This window comes from Psychrobacter aquaticus CMS 56 (assembly GCF_000471625.1).
Lineage (GTDB): Bacteria > Pseudomonadota > Gammaproteobacteria > Pseudomonadales > Moraxellaceae > Psychrobacter > Psychrobacter aquaticus.
Genome location: NZ_AUSW01000015.1, coordinates 181,328 through 201,933, shown reverse-complemented (window position 1 = coordinate 201,933; position 20,606 = coordinate 181,328). Strand labels below are relative to the sequence as shown.

Annotated in this window: 17 protein-coding genes, 1 tRNA gene and 3 pseudogenes; 8 read left to right on the top strand and 13 right to left on the bottom strand. The window is 41.2% G+C overall.

From position 1 onward, the window contains the following. Nucleotides 1-25: 25 nt before the first annotated feature. Nucleotides 26-1,033 (top strand): porphobilinogen synthase, encoded by a 1,008-nt coding sequence (gene hemB, locus M917_RS04570; RefSeq protein ID WP_021813605.1) that lies wholly within the window; start codon nucleotides 26-28, stop codon nucleotides 1,031-1,033. Nucleotides 1,034-1,360: 327 nt separating this feature from the next. On the opposite strand, the gene M917_RS04565 is transcribed toward hemB, so the two are convergent. Continuing rightward, entirely contained in the window at nucleotides 1,361-2,338 is a 978-nt protein-coding gene (locus M917_RS04565; RefSeq protein WP_021813604.1) for a glutathione S-transferase family protein, read from the bottom strand. Nucleotides 2,339-2,609: 271 nt separating this feature from the next. Here M917_RS04565 and M917_RS04560 point away from each other — a divergent pair. From M917_RS04560 to M917_RS04550, 3 genes are all read left to right on the top strand, one after another. Beyond that, nucleotides 2,610-2,686: transfer RNA gene (locus M917_RS04560), tRNA-Val, on the top strand. A 281-nt stretch (nucleotides 2,687-2,967) separates the two neighbouring features. Beyond that, nucleotides 2,968-3,888 carry an NAD(P)/FAD-dependent oxidoreductase gene (locus M917_RS04555; protein WP_021813603.1) on the top strand — a complete coding sequence of 307 codons (921 nt, stop codon included), beginning with the start codon at nucleotides 2,968-2,970 and terminating at the stop codon, nucleotides 3,886-3,888. A gap of 5 nt (nucleotides 3,889-3,893) precedes the next feature. Then, entirely contained in the window at nucleotides 3,894-4,355 is a 462-nt protein-coding gene (locus M917_RS04550) for an Rrf2 family transcriptional regulator (RefSeq protein WP_051354222.1), read from the top strand. Between the two features lie 116 nt (nucleotides 4,356-4,471). Here the strand turns inward: M917_RS04550 and M917_RS04545 are convergent. Both M917_RS04545 and M917_RS04535 read right to left on the bottom strand, forming a co-directional pair. After that, nucleotides 4,472-4,924 (bottom strand): annotated as a pseudogene (locus M917_RS04545) (IS5 family transposase); the annotation flags it as partial. A gap of 227 nt (nucleotides 4,925-5,151) precedes the next feature. Then, nucleotides 5,152-5,346, bottom strand: a complete 195-nt coding sequence (locus tag M917_RS04535; protein WP_021813601.1) for a heavy-metal-associated domain-containing protein — start codon at nucleotides 5,344-5,346, stop codon at nucleotides 5,152-5,154. A 151-nt stretch (nucleotides 5,347-5,497) separates the two neighbouring features. Between M917_RS04535 and M917_RS04530 the strand changes: the two genes are divergently transcribed. Continuing rightward, nucleotides 5,498-7,975, top strand: coding sequence for a heavy metal translocating P-type ATPase (locus M917_RS04530; protein WP_021813600.1), 2,478 nt, complete (start codon nucleotides 5,498-5,500; stop codon nucleotides 7,973-7,975). Nucleotides 7,976-8,053: 78 nt separating this feature from the next. Further along, nucleotides 8,054-8,446: a Cu(I)-responsive transcriptional regulator gene (gene cueR, locus M917_RS04525; RefSeq protein ID WP_021813599.1), complete on the top strand. Its 393-nt coding sequence runs from the start codon at nucleotides 8,054-8,056 to the stop codon at nucleotides 8,444-8,446. Between the two features lie 26 nt (nucleotides 8,447-8,472). Here the strand turns inward: cueR and M917_RS14385 are convergent. Beyond that, nucleotides 8,473-8,682 (bottom strand): annotated as a pseudogene (locus tag M917_RS14385) (IS1595 family transposase); the annotation flags it as partial. Nucleotides 8,683-8,781: 99 nt separating this feature from the next. Between M917_RS14385 and M917_RS04520 the strand changes: the two are divergent. Beyond that, a complete protein-coding gene (locus M917_RS04520; protein ID WP_152513955.1) occupies nucleotides 8,782-10,296 on the top strand; it encodes a fused MFS/spermidine synthase in 1,515 nt (504 codons plus the stop codon). Between the two features lie 215 nt (nucleotides 10,297-10,511). Here M917_RS04520 and M917_RS04515 read toward each other — a convergent pair whose 3' ends face one another. The 3 genes from M917_RS04515 to M917_RS04505 all read right to left on the bottom strand — a co-directional run bounded on the left by M917_RS04515 (nucleotide 10,512) and on the right by M917_RS04505 (nucleotide 14,301). After that, entirely contained in the window at nucleotides 10,512-11,951 is a 1,440-nt protein-coding gene (locus M917_RS04515) for a YjiH family protein (RefSeq protein WP_021813597.1), read from the bottom strand. Between the two features lie 63 nt (nucleotides 11,952-12,014). Then, complete coding sequence (locus tag M917_RS04510; RefSeq protein WP_021813596.1) at nucleotides 12,015-12,974, bottom strand: arginase; 960 nt, start codon at nucleotides 12,972-12,974, stop codon at nucleotides 12,015-12,017. A gap of 232 nt (nucleotides 12,975-13,206) precedes the next feature. Next, nucleotides 13,207-14,301 carry an ornithine cyclodeaminase gene (locus M917_RS04505; RefSeq protein WP_021813595.1) on the bottom strand — a complete coding sequence of 365 codons (1,095 nt, stop codon included), beginning with the start codon at nucleotides 14,299-14,301 and terminating at the stop codon, nucleotides 13,207-13,209. A 168-nt stretch (nucleotides 14,302-14,469) separates the two neighbouring features. Here M917_RS04505 and M917_RS04500 point away from each other — a divergent pair, with 168 nt between their 5' ends. After that, complete coding sequence (locus M917_RS04500; protein ID WP_021813594.1) at nucleotides 14,470-14,901, top strand: Lrp/AsnC family transcriptional regulator; 432 nt, start codon at nucleotides 14,470-14,472, stop codon at nucleotides 14,899-14,901. 260 nt (nucleotides 14,902-15,161) lie between these two features. On the opposite strand, the pseudogene M917_RS04495 reads toward M917_RS04500, so the two are convergent. The 6 genes and pseudogenes from M917_RS04495 to M917_RS04475 all read right to left on the bottom strand — a co-directional run. Continuing rightward, nucleotides 15,162-16,010: pseudogene (locus M917_RS04495) on the bottom strand (IS3 family transposase); the annotation flags it as partial. Beyond that, complete coding sequence (locus tag M917_RS04490; protein WP_021813592.1) at nucleotides 15,989-16,504, bottom strand: helix-turn-helix domain-containing protein; 516 nt, start codon at nucleotides 16,502-16,504, stop codon at nucleotides 15,989-15,991. The pseudogene M917_RS04495 and the gene M917_RS04490, both read right to left, overlap by 22 nt. Before the next feature lie 123 nt (nucleotides 16,505-16,627). Further along, nucleotides 16,628-16,762, bottom strand: a complete 135-nt coding sequence (locus M917_RS14500; RefSeq protein ID WP_021813591.1) for a hypothetical protein — start codon at nucleotides 16,760-16,762, stop codon at nucleotides 16,628-16,630. 125 nt (nucleotides 16,763-16,887) lie between these two features. Next, nucleotides 16,888-18,045 (bottom strand): copper resistance protein B, encoded by a 1,158-nt coding sequence (locus M917_RS04485; RefSeq protein ID WP_021813590.1) that lies wholly within the window; start codon nucleotides 18,043-18,045, stop codon nucleotides 16,888-16,890. Between the two features lie 25 nt (nucleotides 18,046-18,070). Continuing rightward, nucleotides 18,071-19,777, bottom strand: a complete 1,707-nt coding sequence (locus M917_RS04480; protein ID WP_021813589.1) for a copper resistance system multicopper oxidase — start codon at nucleotides 19,775-19,777, stop codon at nucleotides 18,071-18,073. 79 nt (nucleotides 19,778-19,856) lie between these two features. Further along, a complete protein-coding gene (locus tag M917_RS04475; RefSeq protein WP_021813588.1) occupies nucleotides 19,857-20,501 on the bottom strand; it encodes a DUF411 domain-containing protein in 645 nt (214 codons plus the stop codon). Nucleotides 20,502-20,606 lie beyond the last annotated feature (105 nt).

Below are 20,606 nucleotides of genomic sequence, written 5' to 3'. Positions count from 1 at the left end.
ATTGACCTTCAAATAAGGAAAAATTATGACTTATACATTCAACCGCCAATTTCCCCAAACTCGCCTGCGTCGCTTGCGTTATAACGATAACGTCCGAGCAATGATTCGTGAAGTGGAGCTGCACCCTAAACACTTCATCGCCCCTGTTTTTGTATTAGAAGGCACCAATCAACGTCAATCAATCGCTAGCATGCCAGGTGTTGAACGCTTATCGATTGACTTGCTCATTGGCTATGCCAAAGAGTTATTGGCAGAAGGTGTCACCACCATTGACATTTTCCCAGTCGTTGATAATTCATTGAAAACACCGGATGGTAAAGCCGCTTACGACGAAAATGGCCTGACGGCACGTGCGGTAAAAGCGGTTAAAGATGCCATTCCAGAAATGGTAGTGATGACTGATGTGGCGTTAGACCCTTATACGTCACACGGCCAAGACGGCCTACTCGATGAGCACGGTTATGTCGTTAATGACGCAACGGTTGATGTGTTGGTGAAGCAGGCATTGGTACACGCCCGTGCTGGTGCCGACATCATCTCGCCTAGCGACATGATGGACGGCCGCATCAGAGCCATGCGTGATGCTTTTGAATCAGAGGGCTTCGTCAATACTGCCATCATGGCCTATTCAGCCAAATATGCGTCTGCTTACTACGGTCCATTCCGTGATGCCGTTGGTAGTGCTGGCAACTTAAAAGGTGGTCATAAAAAACAGTACCAAATGGATTTTGGCAATCGTGCTGAAGCACTGCATGAAGTGGCGATGGATATTAATGAAGGCGCAGACATGGTGATGATTAAACCGGGTCAGCCGTATTTAGACCTCATTCGCGAAGTGAAAAATACTTTTGGCATACCGACATTCGCTTACCAAGTCTCGGGCGAATATGCCATGCATATGGCGGCCATTCAAAATGGCTGGCTGAGTGATGCGGTCATTTTAGAATCATTGATTGGCTTCCGCCGTGCTGGTGCTGATGGTATCTTAACGTATTTTGCTCTAGAGGCAGCCAGACAGTTAAATAACGCTTAGTTTTTCAGCTTAGTTTTACGGCTTTTAAACGCATGGCGCCAGCTGCCTGATATCAGCTGGCGCATTTTTTATATTAATAAGTCGACTCACACTATTTACAAAGATCAGCGTAGTAAAGCACAGTACGGTATAGTCGATACTAAATAAAATAGATACACGATATTATGACGCAGGACTGGTACAAATTTTTCTTGCTTGCTGTGCCTTCGCAGCTCGATGCTACAAAAAATTCATTCTAGTCCCGCTGACTCATTTTTATACAGAACTCACTATACCTTTTAGGCCAAACGAGTGTAATACGGCCAATCGTATTTCTTAAGTTTGGTATTAAAAATAATCGCGTTCATGCGGTTCAGTAAAGTCAAGAACAGGGCCAACAGGGATGATACCAGTGGGGTTAATATTGGTATGACTGGTGTAATAATGGGTCTTAATATGATCCATGTTGACCGTCTCTGCGACACCTGACACTTGATACAGCTCACGCAGATAACCCCAGAGATTTGGGTAATCCACGATACGGCGGATATTACATTTAAAGTGCCCGACATATACAGCATCAAAACGTACCAATGTGGTAAATAGGCGCCAGTCGGCTTCTGTTATCTTTTCTCCCATCAAATAGCGACGCTCTGCCAAACGTGCCTCTAGTGTATCTAGCGCCTCAAATAGCTCGGTTACTGGTTCTTCATAAGCCTCTTGAGTGGTCGCAAAACCCGCTTTATACACCCCATTATTTACGGCAGAATAAACAAATGCATTGATCTCATCGATTTCTGCTAATAACGCTGATGGTAAAAAGTCACCTGCTGTCGCCCCTACTTCATCAAAGGCTGAATTAAACATACGAATGATTTCAGAGGACTCATTACTCACTATGGTGTTGGTTTGTTTATCCCACAAAATAGGAACCGTCACGCGGCCTGTATAATCTGACTTGGCTGCAATATAAACCTCATATAGGTAGTCAGCGTTAAATAACGGATCGGCGATAACACCTTCACCATTTGCAAACGTCCACCCTCTATCTCCCATAAATGGATGTACCACCGACATCGAAATCATGTCCTCCAAGCCTTTTAACTTGCGGTAGATTGTGGTTCGGTGCGCCCAAGGACAAGCCAACGACACATATAAATGGTAGCGATTGGCTTCGGCTTTGAACCCACCTTTACCTGTTGGGCCTGCACTACCATCTACGGTTACCCAATTTCTAAAACCAGCATCTTCAAGCTTAAAACTTCCACCATTGGCGTCTGTGTCATACCATTTGTCTTGCCATTGACCATCGACTAATAAACCCATCTTCTTATCCTTTATATTTTGATTTTATGTAATGGTTACCAAATATCTGCGATTATTGATCTTTCGCATCCATAGTAATATTTCTGTACAGTGCCACTATTGAAGGTAGACACTATCTTGGTTATTGTACCAACTTTAGGTTACTGCTGTTATGACGTTAAGTATGAGAAGTGACATAAAGGCCAATTTTTTAAAATTTTGACAATAACTCAATATTATATAAAAAAGACTTGCAAAGTCCTCAAAACTTGCTAAAATGCTCAACCTAAATAGGCGTATAGCTCAGTTGGTTAGAGCGCTACCTTGACATGGTAGAGGTCAGCAGTTCGAGTCTGCTTATGCCTACCAAATTTAGAAAGCCCCAGTTTAACGACTGGGGCTTTTTTTGTCCGTAAAATATGGGCTGTAGGAGAACTGGATACTCTATGTCGATAGAAATTTCCTGTTTTAATAGTCTTAGCAAGCATCATCAAAAAACTTGTGTGCCCAAATTGTGCCTAAGTTTTGAAGACACGGCCTAATACCTTATCTTTTCTTATTTTTGTAAGATTTCATAAATTTTATATTGTAACTTTTAATATTACAATATAAAATTCTCTTATAAAATCGCGAATTACATGAGATAACTTATGAAAACAATAGATAGCGTAGTAGTGGGTGGTGGCGTCGGCGGTTTAGCGGCAGCCTTGTTTTTGGGACGTGCTGGTCGTTCTACCTCAGTCTTCGATGGTGGACAATCAACCATTTTGTCAGTAGATATTGTTCGTGAATATCTTGGTTTCGATGGCGTTTCACCAACTGAGATGCTACAAAAGGCGCGTGATGAGGTGATACGCTATGGCGTTGAGCTACGCGAAGAGCTAGTTACGGATATCCTTCCCTTAAAAAATGGCAATTTTGAAGTCGTCTATCCAAGTGGGCGGATCACTACACGTACAGTAGTTCTTGCCACTGGCGAAACATATGAATTGCCTAATATCTCGGGAATTCCTGAAAAATGGGGACGTGACCTTAAAGTGTGTCCTTGCTTCGATGGCAATGAAGTCAAAGATGGCGCATTTGTCGTTTTTGGCATTCCAGATAAATTGGCACATATGGCCTTGTGGGTCAGTATGTGGTCCGCTAACGTGACCATCGTTTCACGTCATAACTTTAATGAAGAAGAATCTGAGCGCTTGAATCTTCTTGGGATTAAGATTGTCAAAGACGATGTCGCGGGTCTTGACCATGAAGGACAGCAATTGACAGGAGTAATCACTGAAAAAGGTGCACAAATCCCTTGCGATGCAACCTGGGTTGCTCTTGCATCACGCGCTACCTCACCACTAGCTGCGGCTTTATGTGAAGTTGACGCCAATGGCTTTGCCGTGGCAGATGCCTCTGGTGCAACAAGCTATCCGGGCGTCTATGCTATAGGTAATGCCACTCAGCCTTGGGATCATTTGGCACATGCGGCAGCCGCAGGAACGCGCGTGGGTCCAATCGTAACCAATTATCTACTTGAGCAGAAAATCTCGGAACTTCGGATTAAAAAACACAGTCAAAGGTAACTAAAATGCGTACAGATAGCCGCCTGTCCCGAATGTTGCATGTACTATTGCACATGGCACGTCATGATCAGCCTTTTACCTCAGAACAGATTTCAAAAATGTTAGACACCAATCCTGCCCTAGTGCGGCGAACGATGGCCGGTCTTAAGAAAGCGGGCTATGTTCACTCTGAAAATGGTCGTGGTGGTGGATGGAAAATTTCCTGCGAGCTAAAAACCACGACTCTTGACGATATTTACAAAGCCGTAGGCGAACCACGCCTTCTGTCTATAGGAGTAGGATCTGACAATACCCAGTGTGCGGTTGAAAAATCTGTTATAAATTCTTTAGGACAAACTTTTCAGGATGCAGAGAGGGTGATACGTTCGCGTCTGGCATGTATTACACTCGCTGATCTTCTTGAAGATTTTGATTTATTATGCCAAGAAGGAGAATGGGGAAAGGACGGACCGCCCTCATCTGATTGACAGGTAGAGGCGCATAATTTTCCATTGGTACATTTTATATTAAGATGCCTTACTGCATTATTAGAAATACAGCTTTTTGCTTGCAAGTCGCCCATGACCCGAACTAGGGCGTGTCCTCAATTCATATTGCAATGAATAATAGTGCAGGCCAAGTAAAGCATTGACTTAAAATTGCGAGCCAACTTCTCATAGTGAATGGCTATGCTGTGGAAATGCTTGAGTCTCGCAAACATATTCTCTACTAAATGGCGTAACTTGTACAAATAATGATCAAATTCTGGGTTAGGCTGTTTGGTATTTTTCCTTTTAGGGATAACAGGTATTATATCGTGCATGCGTGCTTTGTCTCTGATAGCTTCTGAATCGTAGCCTTTATCAACGATAAAATAATCAGCTTGGCCAATTACTTCAATCAATTGGTTTGCAACTTGACTGTCGTGGACTTCACCCCTAGTGACTTTGAAATCGAGCGGATATCCATCGGCATCAAAGGAGAGGTGTATCTTTGTAGTTGATCCGCCACGGCTTCGTCCGATTGCTCAATCTTCACCAAGCCGAGCTCCACTTGAACCGCCCAAGATTGTCGAAAACTCAATCCTAAATTTTCTCCGATAACCCCAATGACTCAGGAAAACGAGTGGCTGTCATTATTCAAACCAAAGACTACTCTAAGCTTAGGTTTATGTTTTTCTGTGCGAACAAGTTGGCCTTGATTTGCCTCTACGGTTTCTTCAGCATAGCTCATTTCTTAATCGTTTTAACGAAGCAAGGCAGGCCGCGCAATTATAATATCAATTTATTGCACTTGTGCTGGGAAACCACCTTTTGCTAAAGCAGCTGTCATCTGGTCAACACTTGCGATGGTTTCGATATCTACCACTTTGGTTGCTAAATCAATATCAACTTTGGCGTTTGGGTCGATATTCTGAATAGTTGCTGTCACACCACGAGCACAACCGCTACAGTTCATATTTACAATCAATAGTTTCATAACTTTTCTCCAGATAAGTTCTCATTTCATCACCAAGCTTAAGCCTTGCCATGATGGTAAAGTCAAATATATTTTAAAAAAACATGCTTGACCTTACCATTATGTCAACCTATATGCTGTTGATAACAGATTGAAAATGATGGAGGTTGTTATGAATTCGAAAAATAGTAAGCCTTATCTCTATAGTGAAACATTGCCCATTGAGGGTATGACTTGTGCTTCATGTGTGGGGCGAGTAGAAAAAGCATTAAAAAAGGTTGAGGGTGTCGAAAATGCTGAGGTGAATCTTGCGACTGAAAAAGCGACAATTTCTTCGTCTCAACCTTTAGATCTTATCGCATTAACCAATGCAGTAGAACGCGCAGGTTATAAGGTCTTGGCAACTCAGCCGATCGAGCTTTTGATAGAAGGTATGACCTGTGTTTCTTGTGTTGGACGGGTGGAAAAAGCATTAAAAAAGGTCGAAGGTGTACAACAAGCTAACGTCAACCTTGCTACTGAACGAGCATGGGTGCAAGGCAACACTCGGGTACAGAGTAGCGATCTGATTCAGGCAGTTAAAAAAGCGGGATACCATGCTAAGCAGGTTGAGCAAGACCAAAGCGACCAGAGGGATAAGAAAGCCACAGAACAGCAGCAGCTCAAACGAGATTTAATCATCTCTTTGATTTTGGCCGTCCCTGTTTTTATTCTAGAAATGGGCTCACATATGATTCCAGCCTTTCATATGTGGGTGATGCACAATATCGGCACTCAACAAAGCTGGCTAATTCAATGTGTTTTGACCACGTTGGTACTTGTCTTTCCGGGAAGACGTTTTTATCAAAAAGGCATTCCGGCATTATGGCGCTTGGCCCCAGATATGAACTCATTGGTAGCGGTTGGTACATTGGCGGCTTATAGCTTTTCTCTAATGGCAACGTTTGCTCCAGAAGTTCTACCTGAAGGCACTGTGCATGTTTATTACGAAGCCGCTGCTGTGATTGTGAGCTTGATTTTATTAGGGCGTTATTTTGAGGCAAAGGCCAAAGGACGTACCTCTCAAGCCATTCAGCATTTAGTGGGTATGCAAGCAAAAACAGCGCGTATTCATGATAACGGACAAGTAGTTGAAGTGCCGATTGCAGAAGTGACCACAGAAACGATTGTTGAAATTCGTCCTGGTGAGCGTGTGCCAGTCGATGGTGAAGTGGTTGAAGGCCAAAGTTATATTGATGAATCCATGATTACAGGTGAACCTGTTCCTGTCAAAAAACAATTGGGTGATCAAGTGGTAGGAGGGACGGTCAATCAGAATGGGACATTGAATTTTCGGGCAACAGCCATTGGCGAATCTTCGGTCTTGGCGCAAATCATTCGTATGGTTGAACAGGCTCAAGGGTCTAAATTACCGATTCAGGCATTGGTTGATAAAGTCACTATGTGGTTTGTGCCCATCGTAATGCTCTTAGCCGCTCTGACTTTTATGGTCTGGTTTGTTTTTGGTCCTGAACCTGCTTTAACTTTTAGTCTCGTCAACGCAGTTGCCGTCCTGATTATTGCATGCCCTTGTGCCATGGGATTGGCAACCCCTACCTCAATTATGGTTGGTACAGGTCGTGGGGCGGAAATGGGCGTGTTATTCCGTAAAGGTGAGGCATTACAAGCTTTACAGGAAGTTAAAGTTATTGCTGTCGATAAAACAGGCACATTGACCGAAGGTAAACCAACCTTAACGGATTTTCATGTGCAACAAGGGTTCGAGCATGAACAAGTCTTGCGTATTGTGGCATCGGTTGAAACCAAGTCTGAGCATCCAATTGCATTAGCCATTGTTCAAGCCGCACAACAAAAAAATATCAGTTTATTACCCATTACCGCCTTTGAATCTGTGACTGGATTAGGAATTAAAGCGGAAGTTGCAGGTCAGGCTGTTTACATTGGTGCTGATCGTTATATGAAGCAATTAGCACTTGATATTACATCCTTTGAAAACGAAGCTACTCGCTTAGGACAAGAAGGTAAAACCCCACTCTATGTCGCGATTGACCAAAAGCTGGCAGCCGTTATTGCCGTTGCCGATCCCATTAAAGAAACCACTTATGCCGCTATTGCCGCTTTACATCAATTGGGCTTGAAAGTTGCAATGATTACAGGCGACAATCGGCATACTGCGCAAGCGATTGCAGCAAAATTACATATTGATCAAGTGGTCGCAGAAGTGTTGCCAGATGGAAAAGTGGATGCGTTATGTCAATTGCAACAACAGTATGGACGGGTGGCTTTCGTTGGTGATGGGATTAATGATGCCCCTGCTCTCGCTCAAGCTGATGTCGGTCTGGCGATAGGGACAGGTACAGATGTGGCGATTGAAGCAGCGGACGTTGTATTAATGTCGGGTAGCCTACAAGGTGTACCTAATGCGATTGCTTTAAGTAAAGCGACTATCAAAAATATTCGACAAAACCTATTTTGGGCATTTTTCTATAATGTTGCTTTAATTCCAATTGCCGCAGGGGTTTTATATCCAGCATTTGGTATCTTGTTGTCACCAGTTTTTGCCGCAGGTGCAATGGCTCTGTCCTCTGTTTTCGTATTAGGTAACGCCTTACGCTTAAAGTACTTTCAAGTACCAGCGATTAAAGCGTAGACTCTATCAATATAGGGTTAAAGTAGCTATTCAAAGTAGACGTTTGGCTTTAACCCTTTTTATATCAGGAGGACAGATATGAACATTGGACAAGCATCAGAGCAATCAGGAATCTCACCCAAAATGATTCGCTATTATGAACAGATAGGTTTGCTTGATACCGCAAAACGCTCAAATTCAGGTTATCGCATGTATTCTAAGCAAGATATAAGAAACTTGTGCTTTTTAAGGCAGGCTCGCGATTTGGGTTTTTCATCTAAACAGATGAAAGAGTTGCTTTATTTATGGAAAAACACAGATCGGCAAAGTGCTGATGTAAAACAATTGACACTCACACATATAGAAGCCCTAAACCAAAAAATAGCACAATTACAAGATATCGTGAGCTTGTTACAGACTTCTGCTGATCATTGTTTAGGGGATCAAAATGCAGATTGCGCCATACTAAAAGATCTTGAACAGGGCAAATAAAAAATGAGGACTGTAGTAGACAAGAATCAAATACCAGACCATTTTCTAAGAATTTTAAGCGGATTAAAGGGTGAGCCATCATTAAATCTAAACTCACACTCTTTTAGAAACAAGTAGGAGTTCTTCTTATCGATTCCGTTGTATTCTCTAAGCGTACGTTTAGACAGATTCTAGAATTTTTCAATGCCGTTGATGTGGTTGTCACCCTGAGCACACCCTCTAGAATGATTAACTCTTTATAAAGTCACAAACATTCAAACAACACCTACCATCCTACCCAATCAAGAATAGTGTAAAATCTTGGTATCCGCTAAATCATGGTGATGAGTCGCTTTATGCAAAAAAAAGTCTTAGGTATCTGTTTGGTCATTGCGCTGCTAGAAGGGTTTGCCGGTCTCGGTATCGAGATTTATGCGATTAGGATATCGGCGACCTATATCGGCGCGTCCATCTCTATCACTGGGGTCATACTAGCGATGGTGCTGATCGCGATAGCGGTGGGCTACTGGTATGGCGGTCGTTTATCACAGCATATCAGCACCCCGCGCCAAGCGTTACTCAAGGCCGGTCACGTCTTATCTTTGTCGGCTATCTCGCACGCTATCGCCTGTATTATGCAACTGCCACTGCTCGCCTTTATGACCGCCAATACCAGTAGCCCGATCCTCGCGGCTATGGGTGTCGGCTTGTTATTTGGCGTCGGGTTAGCGTTTGGTTCGACCGCTATTCCACTGATTACCCAGTTTTTATCCTTAAAGCACAAAAGTGATAGCGTTAATAGCAATAGCGGCGCGAATCTAGGCGTGGACACGGGCAAAAATGCGGGCATGATGGTTGCTATTACCACTGTCGGTAGTGTGCTGGGCTCAACGCTGACACCGATTTTATTATTGCCTTATATCGGCCTGATGAGTAGCTTGGCGCTGTTTATTGTCACGCTGGCGATCAGTAGCTATCTGTGTACCAAGCTTGCCGTGCAGCTGTATCCTGATGATTATGTCAGTGCGTTGACACCCCGCCAAAATCATATGCTAGCGGTGTCAGCCGTTATTATCACCGCCGCTTTTATTATGCTAAGCCGAGTCGATACCGGCTATCAGACGGCTACAGGTGCGTGGTTTATCAAGCAGATCATTTATGAGGACAAGCTTGCCGTGACCATTACCGACAAGCCGGGACAGTCGACCAGTAGCTGCTGGATATATCTCACTAAGAAAAATTGCCATTGGTATGGCGAGATTACCGTCGCCGCTATCGAGCAACTAGAGCCTAAGTCGTTAGTGTTCTTAGGCGGTGCGGGTATGGGTACACCAAGCGAAGTGGCGCATGCTAACCCTGAGATGGCACTCACGGTCATCGATATTGATAAAGACTTACCCAGCATTATCGAAACGCATTTTTTGAAAGCGTCTATAGCCCCGAATATTGAGTTTATAGGCGATGATGCGCGTGGGTATTTGACTCGCCATCGTGATGCGTCCTACGACTTTATGCTGATTGATGCCTTTCAAGGTCGGTTTGTCGCGAGCAACTTGTATACGCTAGAAGCCCTCACGCAGTTCAAAACCAATAGCAACTATATCATGGCCAATATCATAGGAATGCCGACGCCTAAGCACGGCTATACTCAGACGATTTTTAAAAACTGGTATGAGGTGTTTGGCGACTCAGCTTATGTGCTCACCAAGAACGACAGCACAAATTTGCAAAACATCATGCTCTGTAATTTCGCCTGTCCGGGTAGTCAACCGCTTGCTCACGCTGACTTTTTTAATCAGCAGCAAAAGGTGCATACCGATGATATCCCAAGACTGGACAGGTATCTATATCGCTCTATTGAGAGCTTGTAAATTAACAGGTTATAAGTAGGCATAGTAGAGCGCACCCAACACAGAAGCTGCAAAAGTTAAAGATAATAAAGTAAAAACGATAAAAAACCACCTGACCGCATATCGCTGCTAGGTGGTTTTTTGCTGCTGATTTCTTGTTCAGACGTGGTATAGCCAGCTTTCAGAAAATTCTATTTAAAATTCTCTTGTGAAGCTAAATTTACAGTTGAATGTCATTAAAAAATCATATGAGCACATAATGCAATAATCGGTAACGAAATAACTGTTCTTAATAGAAAAATAACCAATAACTGAAAAAAGCTAACTGGGATCTTTGTTGCTAAAATCAATCCCCCTACTTCCGACATATATATCAATTGAGAAACTGACAAGCAAGCTATTACAAATCGAGTTAAATCCGACTCTATTGAAGAACCAATAATAGCAGGTAAAAACATATCTGCAAAACCTACCATGATTGTTTTTGACATTTCTGCTGCAAAAGGTATATTTAATAACTCTAAGAATGGAATAAATGGCATACCTAAATAATCAAATATAGGTGTTTCTTCTGCAACGATTAAGCCCATAGTCCCGATTGCCATAACGACAGGTAATATTCCGATCCACATATCCAAAATATTTTTCAACCCATCTTTTAGGAAAGTAAAAAAACTTGGACTCTTTTCTGCTTTTTGAACGGCTTTTTGTAAACCGTGGGCAAATAATGTTTTTCCTTCGGGAATGGTTTCGTGGTCTCTATCACTATTTTCTTTTACGTAGGTATTTTCAATTCTAGATAAAGGTAATAATCTTGGTACTATTAAAGCACAAACGATCCCGCATAAAGCAACAACCCCAATCATGTTAAGAAAGTAACTTTCTAGTTTAACCTGAGAGATGACAACCAAACAAAATGTAACTGAGACTGCTGAAAAACTTGTAGCAATAACTGCTGCTTCTTTTTTAGTATAAAATCCACCTTCCAATTGTTTATCAGTTAATAATACACCAATAGTTCCATCACCCAACCATGATGTTAAACAATCTACAGATGATCTACCTGGTAAACCAAATAAAGGTCTCATTACTTTACTTAATAAAACACCAAAAAATTCTAGTAAGCCAAAATCAAGTAATAGTGGTAGTAACAATCCAGCTAAAAAAAACACTATAAAAAGTATCGGCATTAATTCATATAATATCAATCCCCCGATACTATCTGAATATATAAATTCATAACCATACTTAAAATAGGTAACTACAACAAAAAACGCACCAAGCATTCTAATAATGAGCCAAGGTGTCGTAACGTTCAACAAGTTATTTAAAAACGCATTATTTAAAATTAATGAAGGCTTCATGATTTTAGTATATAAAGTACAACACAATGTAATCATAATTGAGATTACAACAAACAACGGCAAAAGGTCACCTATATAACCTTGTATGTAATCTTTTAATACAGATATAGGAATAGTAAATCCTTCTGCATATGTAACAAACTTACCATCTACATATGGAATTGGAAATACGAAGAGCATCAAACCTATCACAGACGGTATAAAGAATTTTAAAAACTGTCTGATAGTGATACTGCTAACTTCTTGACTTGAAGCATTGGCTTTAATAATGTCCATATTATTTTTACTCGCAGTCCCTTTTTTAGCTAGCATAAATAAATTTTTTTAATAAATATATTTATGCTAGATCCTTTAACTTGTCTTAAATATTTAATACTAATAATTCTCTAAAAGAGTATGTGTCACTTTTTCTAGAATCTTAAATATTCTGGTTGAGTCGTCTTTTGAATTGTTGTACAAAGGATTAATTTCTGCCATTTCCCAGCAACATACTTTTTCATTCTTAATCAATTCTATATTAAGCTGCATCGCTTGCTCATATGATAGACCATTCATTGCAGGTGTACCTGTACCTGGAACATATAAAGGATCAACACTATCCACATCGAATGACACATAAATATGATCACAATATTCCAGTTTTTTAAAGATCTCTTCTACCGTCGAACTGATGCCTTTTTGAGTGATTTCAGCAACAGAATATAAAGGAATTTTATGTTTTTTAATTAACGCCATCTCCTCTTCTTGGTAATCTCTAACGGCACAAAAAACTATATTTTCTGGCTTAATTGATGGCTCGTTGGATGCCATGAATTTTAATCTATCCCAATACTCTTTTTCTTTTTCAGAGAGCTCATTACGCTTACATTCCAAGTTGTCAATTGCACACGCCATTGCCAAAGGCATACCATGCATATTTCCTGACCCACTTGTATAGGGTGAATGAAAATCAGCATGTGCATCTATATAAACCACACCAATTTCAGCATCAGGATGCGCCATTTTTAGGCCATGCATCGTTCCTGCACAGCTAGAATGATCTCCAGCTAAAACAATTGGGAATTTATTCTCATTTCTTATATCTTTTATTTTATGTGCTAACTTAGAGATAATCGGTTCAATCACATCAGCATATTTTGCATGCGAAAATTGTGACTCCCCTTCATTATTACTATCATCCTTAATACTTTCAAATTGCAGTTTTTCAAAATAATCTGCATTGAGTTCTTTTGATGAAGCTTTTAATGCATCAATTCCTAGAGACGCACCTTTTTTATACCCTGCAATATCTGAATAAACTTCTACTATTCTTATATTTTTCATCATGTCGGTCATTATTTTTTCTCCATCAAATAAAGTAAATTTTTACATTATTTAAATCATTAGTTAAATTTATATTTTTTTGCACTGAATATTTAAAAAATATCAATATACTTTATTAAAATAAAAATACATCTATAATTTTTTAACAATTACAACAAACATAGATAAACTCTTTAAAAAATTTTATGGTTTTTAACTCGTTACATAAAATAAAAAGAGCTTATCATTTTGTTATAATAATTATTTACGCTATAGCCATGGTTTCATTCATTGCTATGCCACGATCTTTGCTATGAGCTTTTACCACCGAATAGAGATTTTTAGGATCCTGTTGATGAGGGATCAAATCAAGCAGCTCATATGCGTCCTGTTTTTTGATTAAATCACGCAAAAATACCAAAGCTGTAAAGTCTTCTGAGGCAAAACCAACACCATCAAATACCACTAAGTTATTTTCGTTGGTGCGCGCTTCTTTCTCACCGTTTACGATGCGATGAAACTCTGTCACAGGAAAATCTTGAGAGAGCTGTTGAATGTCGCCTTCGATACGGGTTTGTGGTTCAAACTCTACAATGACATGATCGGCTCTTAACAAGATTTCTGCATCCAGCTCGGTTTTTCCAGGGCAGTCGCCACCAATGGCATTGACAAAGACGCCTTTTTTGACCATATCATCACGGAGAATGGTGGCATTTTTCTTATCTGCTGTACATGTAGTGATGATATCTGCGCCTTCAACAGCTTCTTCTGCCGTCTTACAAATAGTGATATCCAAGCCTGAATCAGCAAGGTTATGCGCCACTTTTTCAGACGCGGCTGGATCGACATCATATAAACGCACTTTTGAGATACCTACTACTGCCTTCATACCCATTGCTTGGAACTCTCCTTGAGCACCGTTACCAATGAGCGCCAAAGTTTGGGCGTTTTTAGGCGCACAATATTTCGCAACCAGTGCCGAGGTCGCCGCCGTGCGTAGTGCGGTTAAAATACACATCTCTGTCAGTAAAATGGGATAGCCTGTCTCGACATCAGACAAGACGCCAAAAGCTGCTACCGTCTGCAAGTCACGCTTGGTATTGATGGGATGGCCATTGACATACTTACACGCAAACATTTCACCATCGCTGACAGGCATCAGCTCAATCACACCATTTTTCGAATGTGAAGCAAAACGACTGGATTTTTCAAACTTATCCCAGCGAGAAAAATCTTGCTCTAAAGCATCTACCAATTCTTTTATGGTCTGTTCTATACCATGATTACTAATCATTTCAGCCATTGCCTGTACGCTAACAAATGGCACACCCTGCTTTTGTGATACGATAAATTTAGACATTAACTTTGCTCCATTCCATGAATATTATTTATTAAATCGACAATCAATATCCTACCAACTATAATTGTCAGTTAAAATGTCAATAATTTATTAAATATTGATTATTTTTTGACACATTGCTAGGTGCTATTTAGCATAATGTCAAAACTCAATGAAGGAAGCATTTTTGTGGCATATTATACTTATGACTCTTTAGATAGCGAACTGATATCTGAACTTCGACAAGATGGTCGAGCCACCATCTCAAACCTTGCTAAAAAACTCAAAGTCTCTCGTGCCACTGTCCAAAACAGATTGGATAGACTGATTCATAACGGCGCTATTTTGGGATTTACGATTCGAGTGCATGAGGCACTAGATAAAGAAACCGTCAAAGCTATGATGATGATTGAAGTAACAGGAAAGTCTACTTCACAAGTGATTAGGAAGTTACAAGGTATCCCGCAACTGATTAAGCTACATACGACCAATGGGGCATGGGATTTGGTAGCAGAGATACACACGACAAGCTTGAGAGAATTTGATGAAGTGCTACGTCAAGTAAGAGAAATTGATGGCATTCTTAATAGCGAAACAAGTGTTCTGCTTTCGAGTTTGTGATCTCATTTAATTCACGATTATATAAACTGTGCTGTCCATTCCGTAGATATTGACTTGAGATGTTTTGGTTAAGCCGCCTGAGGATAAACATCAAAAAAACATTTTGACGCTTTATAATCTAATTTTTTTAATTTAGGGGCTGTTTACTAATTTTTGTATCTTTTTATAAAAACAAGAAGAAAAAATAATGTGCAGCGCTTCATAAAAAAATAAAAAACCAGATACTTTGAACTGACCCCCAAATCTTAGACGGTTTAAGTTTATTTCAAGGACTGAGTTCTGTATTGCACAGGACTCAGTCCTTTTAGTTTAAGCTGAATTCTTTCATGATTGTAGTAGTGGATATACTCATGAATCTGTTTCTCTAACGCCTCAATCGAGCCTGGCTTTTCAATATAAATAGTCTCACACTTTAGTGTACCGAAGAAGCCTTCCATCAGCGCATTATCGAGGCAATTGCCTTTCCTGCTCATACTTTGTTTAATCTGATGCTTTTTGAGCGTCTTTTTAAACGGCTTCATCTGATAATGCCATCCCTGATCTGAATGTAGCATTAGCTTCTTATGACGGCTGGCTTTAGTTTTTTCCAGTGCCTGACTTAGCATTCGACTTACTAAATCATAGGTCGGCCTTTTTGAAAGCGTATAACTAATAATCTCATTATTATAACAATCGAGTATCGGTGATAAGTATAATTTGTTATCACCGACCTTAAACTCGGTAATGTCAGTGAGCCAACGTTTAAAGGGTCTACTTGCCTTGAACCGACGCTTTAGATGATTGTTTGCTATTTTGCCTTGTTGTCCCTTATATGAGCGCCACTTTTGCCGTCGAATCCGTGCACTGAGCTTCAGCTGCTTCATAAGCTTAGCGATAAGTTTATGATTATGATGAATCCCTAGCTGTTTTAGGGCAGCTGTTATTCGACGATAATCATATCTGCCTTTGTGCTGGTGATAAAGAGTGGTGATATGCTGCTTTAAGTCGGCATACTTATCTTTATTCCACAGCTGCGCTCTATGGTAGTAGAAATTACTCCTTGCAAGGGTTGCTATGGTTAATAAGTCAGATAATAGATGCTGCTCTCTTAACTCTTCGATGAGCCTTGCTTTGTCGCAGCTTGTTCCCTTTCCCTTAGCAAGGCATCCAGCTTTTTTAGATAGGCATTCTCTGCGCGTAGATACTCATTCTCACGCTTCAATTCAGCAGGCGTCTTTTCATCGTCAGGTTTGCTTATGATAGGAGACTTCATAGGGATACTACCTTTATGTTTGGATGTGAGTCCAGACATACCGTAGAGTCGATAAGCTTTATGCCAATGGCTGATGAGAGCAGGTGAGCTAATATGAAATTTAAGTGCCGTTTCAGATTGGCTCAAACCTTCTGTCAACATCACTGTTATCACTTTATACTTAAAATCAGCACTATATCTGGTTTTGCTATTTTTAGGCTTGATAGCATCGATACCACCGATTTGATATTGCTGGACCCATCTAGATACTATCTTCTCATCAAGTCCAAACTTCTTAGCTGTGGAAACTCCAGTACGTCCTTTTCTATAGTATGAAATGACTTTAATCTTAAAGTCTAGATCGTAACGCATAAAATAACCCCCATAAATTATGTCCAATTTATGGGGGTCAGTTCAACTTGCAGTATCTGGCTTTTTATAGGGTTTAAAATTTGACCTATGCTGTAAATTCTGTAGACATTAACTTGAGAGGTTTTAGTTACGCAGCCTGACGATGAAAGTCAAACCAGCGCCCATATAAGCTCGCGTTTCGCTAAAGTAAACGTGATCCCATTGATGAGTATCGAAATACATCATGATATACATCGCAATCGTAGAGGTTGGAATCATCAAGACGTCAGAATCATCAAAGTGAACTTCACATAAGGGTTCATATGCTTTTGTTGATGGCTTTAATGATTCATCCTGTTTTGATCTGAAATACTCATAGTGTATCCCCTATTATTTTAATAATATTAGAACCAGAATTTAACTCCTGCTGTCAAACTACTGCTATCAATTGATTCATTGTGTTGACGTCGTTCACCACGAGCACTACCAAGCGCCGTCTCATAACTCACACCAACGTAAGGCGCTAATTGGCGACTTAATGTCTCATAAGTAAGCCTAACTTCAGCCTCTAATTCATTAAAGCCTTTAGTAATATGGTTGTCGCTATCCTCTTTGCTAAATGCCGTTAGCCCTACTTCTGGTATCACAACCCAATGCTGATTCAAACGCCATTCATACTCTGCACCAAGATCCAATCGGACTTGTCCATCAGAATACAGATAAGCCATTGCATCGGTTTCAATAAAATAAGGTGCCGTGCCCTCAATACCCGCCATAATTGCAGATTTATCATTCTTGGTATCGTAAGCTACCCCTGCCAAACCATTCCAAAAAATACTTAGCGGCTTCCAATAAGACAAAGAGGTCAAACTATCAATGTCTTTATCGTCCTTGGTCTGAACACTCCCTTCACTGCGTAAAGATAGGCGGTGCTCATCTACTCCATACCAAGCACCAACCTCATAATTAATCTGATCATCATCAAATTGATAACCTAAATCGTCTACTGAAACACCCCACAATGGCATATCACCCATCATCATAGGCTTATCATAACGTCCATAGGGAACACCATTTGAATAGTCGGGACTTCGAGCATCAGTTGGCGCCTCACCACCCTGCATACCTGACATATCCATACTGCCATGATCCATACTGCCATGATCCATACCTGACATATCCATACTGCTATGATCCATGCCTGACATATCCACACTGCTATGATCCATGCCTGACATATCCATACTGCTGTGATCCATGCCCGACATATCCATACTGCTATGATCCATGTCAGACATATCCATACTGCTGTGGTCCATACCTGACATATCCATACTGCTGTGATCCATACCTGACATATCCATACCGCTATGATCCATGTCAGACATATCCATACTGCTATGATCCATGTCAGACATATCCATACTGCTATGATCCATGCCTGACATATCCATACTGCTATGATCCATGCCCGACATCTCAGCAGCGTTTGCAAGAGGTGACAGTAATAACAGCAGAAATGACATGCCAATAAACGGTAGACTTACTTTATAAATTTTCATAATAAGGCCCATATTCGAAGGTTTATTAAACGACGGCCACTTCTCTGAACATACCAGCTTCCATGTGATAAAGCAGATGGCAATGCCAAGCCCATCGTCCAGCTTCTCCTGTCACATCGAAGCTAATCTTTTGTGCCGGTTGCACCACAATCGTATGTTTACGTACCTGAAATTCGCCGTTAGGCATACGTAAATCACTCCACATCCCATGTAGATGCATCGGATGATTCATCATCGTGTCATTGACCAAGGTAATACGCACGCGCTCACCCGGCTTAATATTCACTGGTGTCGCGTCACTAAATTTGACACCATCAAAAGCCCAAATATAGCGCTCCATGTTACCAGTCAAATGTAGCTCAATCTCTCGAGTAGGCTTGCGTTGCTCGGCAAATATGGCCTCATCGACAGAGCGCAGCTGGCTATAATTCAAAACATCTCTATTAATATTGCGCAGGTTGATACCCGGATCATCAAGGTTCATACGAGGACTGTCCACACGCATATCGCTCTTAAAATCGTATTCTGTTTTGGCATGACGGGCTTTATAACCATCAGCGCCCATTGCGCCCATCATATCTGCCATCGTGAGCCATTCGATTTTATCCATAGCAGGTATCGCAGCACGAGCACCTTCTTTCGTGGCAAGCGTTGCTGCGACATAGCCTGAACGGTCTATGTTTTGAGCAAATATGGTATGCGCATCTTTGGTCGGGGTAACAATGACATCGTAAGTCTCAGCCACACCAATACGAAAATCATCAATCGCGACTGGTGCGACATCGATACCATCGGTTGCCACCACAGTCATTTTGAGACCGGGTATGCGCACATCAAAGATGGTTTGTGCTGAGGCATTGATAAAGCGTAACTTAACGCGCTGTCCTGCTTTGACAATTTGTGCCCAATTAGCTGCCGTTGTTTTGCCATTGATAAGGTAAGTAAAAGTAGTTTCGCCCGACAAGTCAGTGAAGTCAGTGGGCATCATGCGCATCTGATTCCACATTTTGCGCTTATCAAACGCGGTTTTCATATCTGTTTCGGCAATATCAGACAGTAGCTTCTTGAAGTCTGGTAGATGATAATTGTCAAAGTCTGCGCGCTGTTTGAGCAGCTTCAGTAGATTATGCGGGTTGCGGCTGGTCCAATCACTAAGCACAATTACGTGGTCTTCTTCGATAGGATGACGCTCTCGACCTTTGGGCTCAATTACTATAGCGCCCAGCATACCGGTTTGTTCTTGGAATCCACTATGTGAGTGATACCAATAAGTACCCGACTGTATGAGCTTAAATTTATAAGTAAAAGTGCTGTGTGCAGGAATGCCCTCAAAGCTAATGCCTGGCACCCCATCCATTTCAAACGGTACCAGCAACCCATGCCAATGAATAGAAGTTGATTCATCCATCTGGTTATGAACACGTATCACCACCGTATCACCTTCACGCATCTTTAACGTTGGGGCTGGCAGTGAGTCATTGATGAGCGTTGCCATGCTTTTTTTACCATTCACAATAGCAGACTGCTTACTAACGTATAAATCAAATTCTTTACCTGTCAATATAGGCACTTTGTGAATGTTTTGATCACTATTAATAATAGCGCCTTGACTGCCCGAGCGACTCGAATGTCCTAATGCGCTACTGGCAATGGTAGGTATCAAGGAGGCGCCAATGACAGCAGAAGATCCAGTCAAAAAACGTCGGCGGTTCAATATGTTCTGTTTATTCATAATGATGACCTAATTTAATCTGCGAGATGGTGGTTAAGCTTATGGTTATAATATTTTTTATATTTAGCGGATACTTCAATCATAGTTGCTGCTGAGGAGACTCAATAGCGGCATAAACTTCTGTGGTGCCATCTTTATTAAGTTGCATTACCTTATAAGGCATGAATTTACCTTCAAACTCCATACCGGGGCTACCAACAGGCATACTTGGTACAGCAAGTCCAATGGCTTGTGCAGGAGTATTTGCTAAGAACTGTGCCATGTGCTTCGCAGGCACATGCCCTTCAAAAACAAAGCCATCGGTAGTGACTGTGGTATGACAAGAACGCATTTGCTGCGGTACGCTATAGCGTTCTTTGAATAAAGACAAATCTTCAACATCATGTGCGGTTGCGCTTAATCCATTATCTTCTGCATAGCTTACCCACTCTTTGCAGCACCCACAGTTGGCATCTTTATAAACCGTTGCCGAGACGTTTTTAAGTAGGTCTGATTGGTTTACTACAGGCGTCGTAACCGCTGTAAGTTCAGCTTGTGGTTCTGTCACCTGAGTGGTCGGTGTGGCGGCGACAGTTGGCTCAGGTTGTACAGGTTTTGAATCAGAAGTGCTCGTATTTGATTGGCTACAAGCCGCTAGTAGCAGTGAAGATATCATCGCCACTAAAAGAGTACGACCAGATGACTGGTTGTGCTTACTAGAAAACATATTGGTATAGCGTCTCATAAAACACTCCTAAGCATGTATTTGTCTATTGAACATTTTAAAATATCTACAACCTATCACTAAATAAAGTAAAACAGGCCAAACTTAAACTGCAAAAAGCAGCAC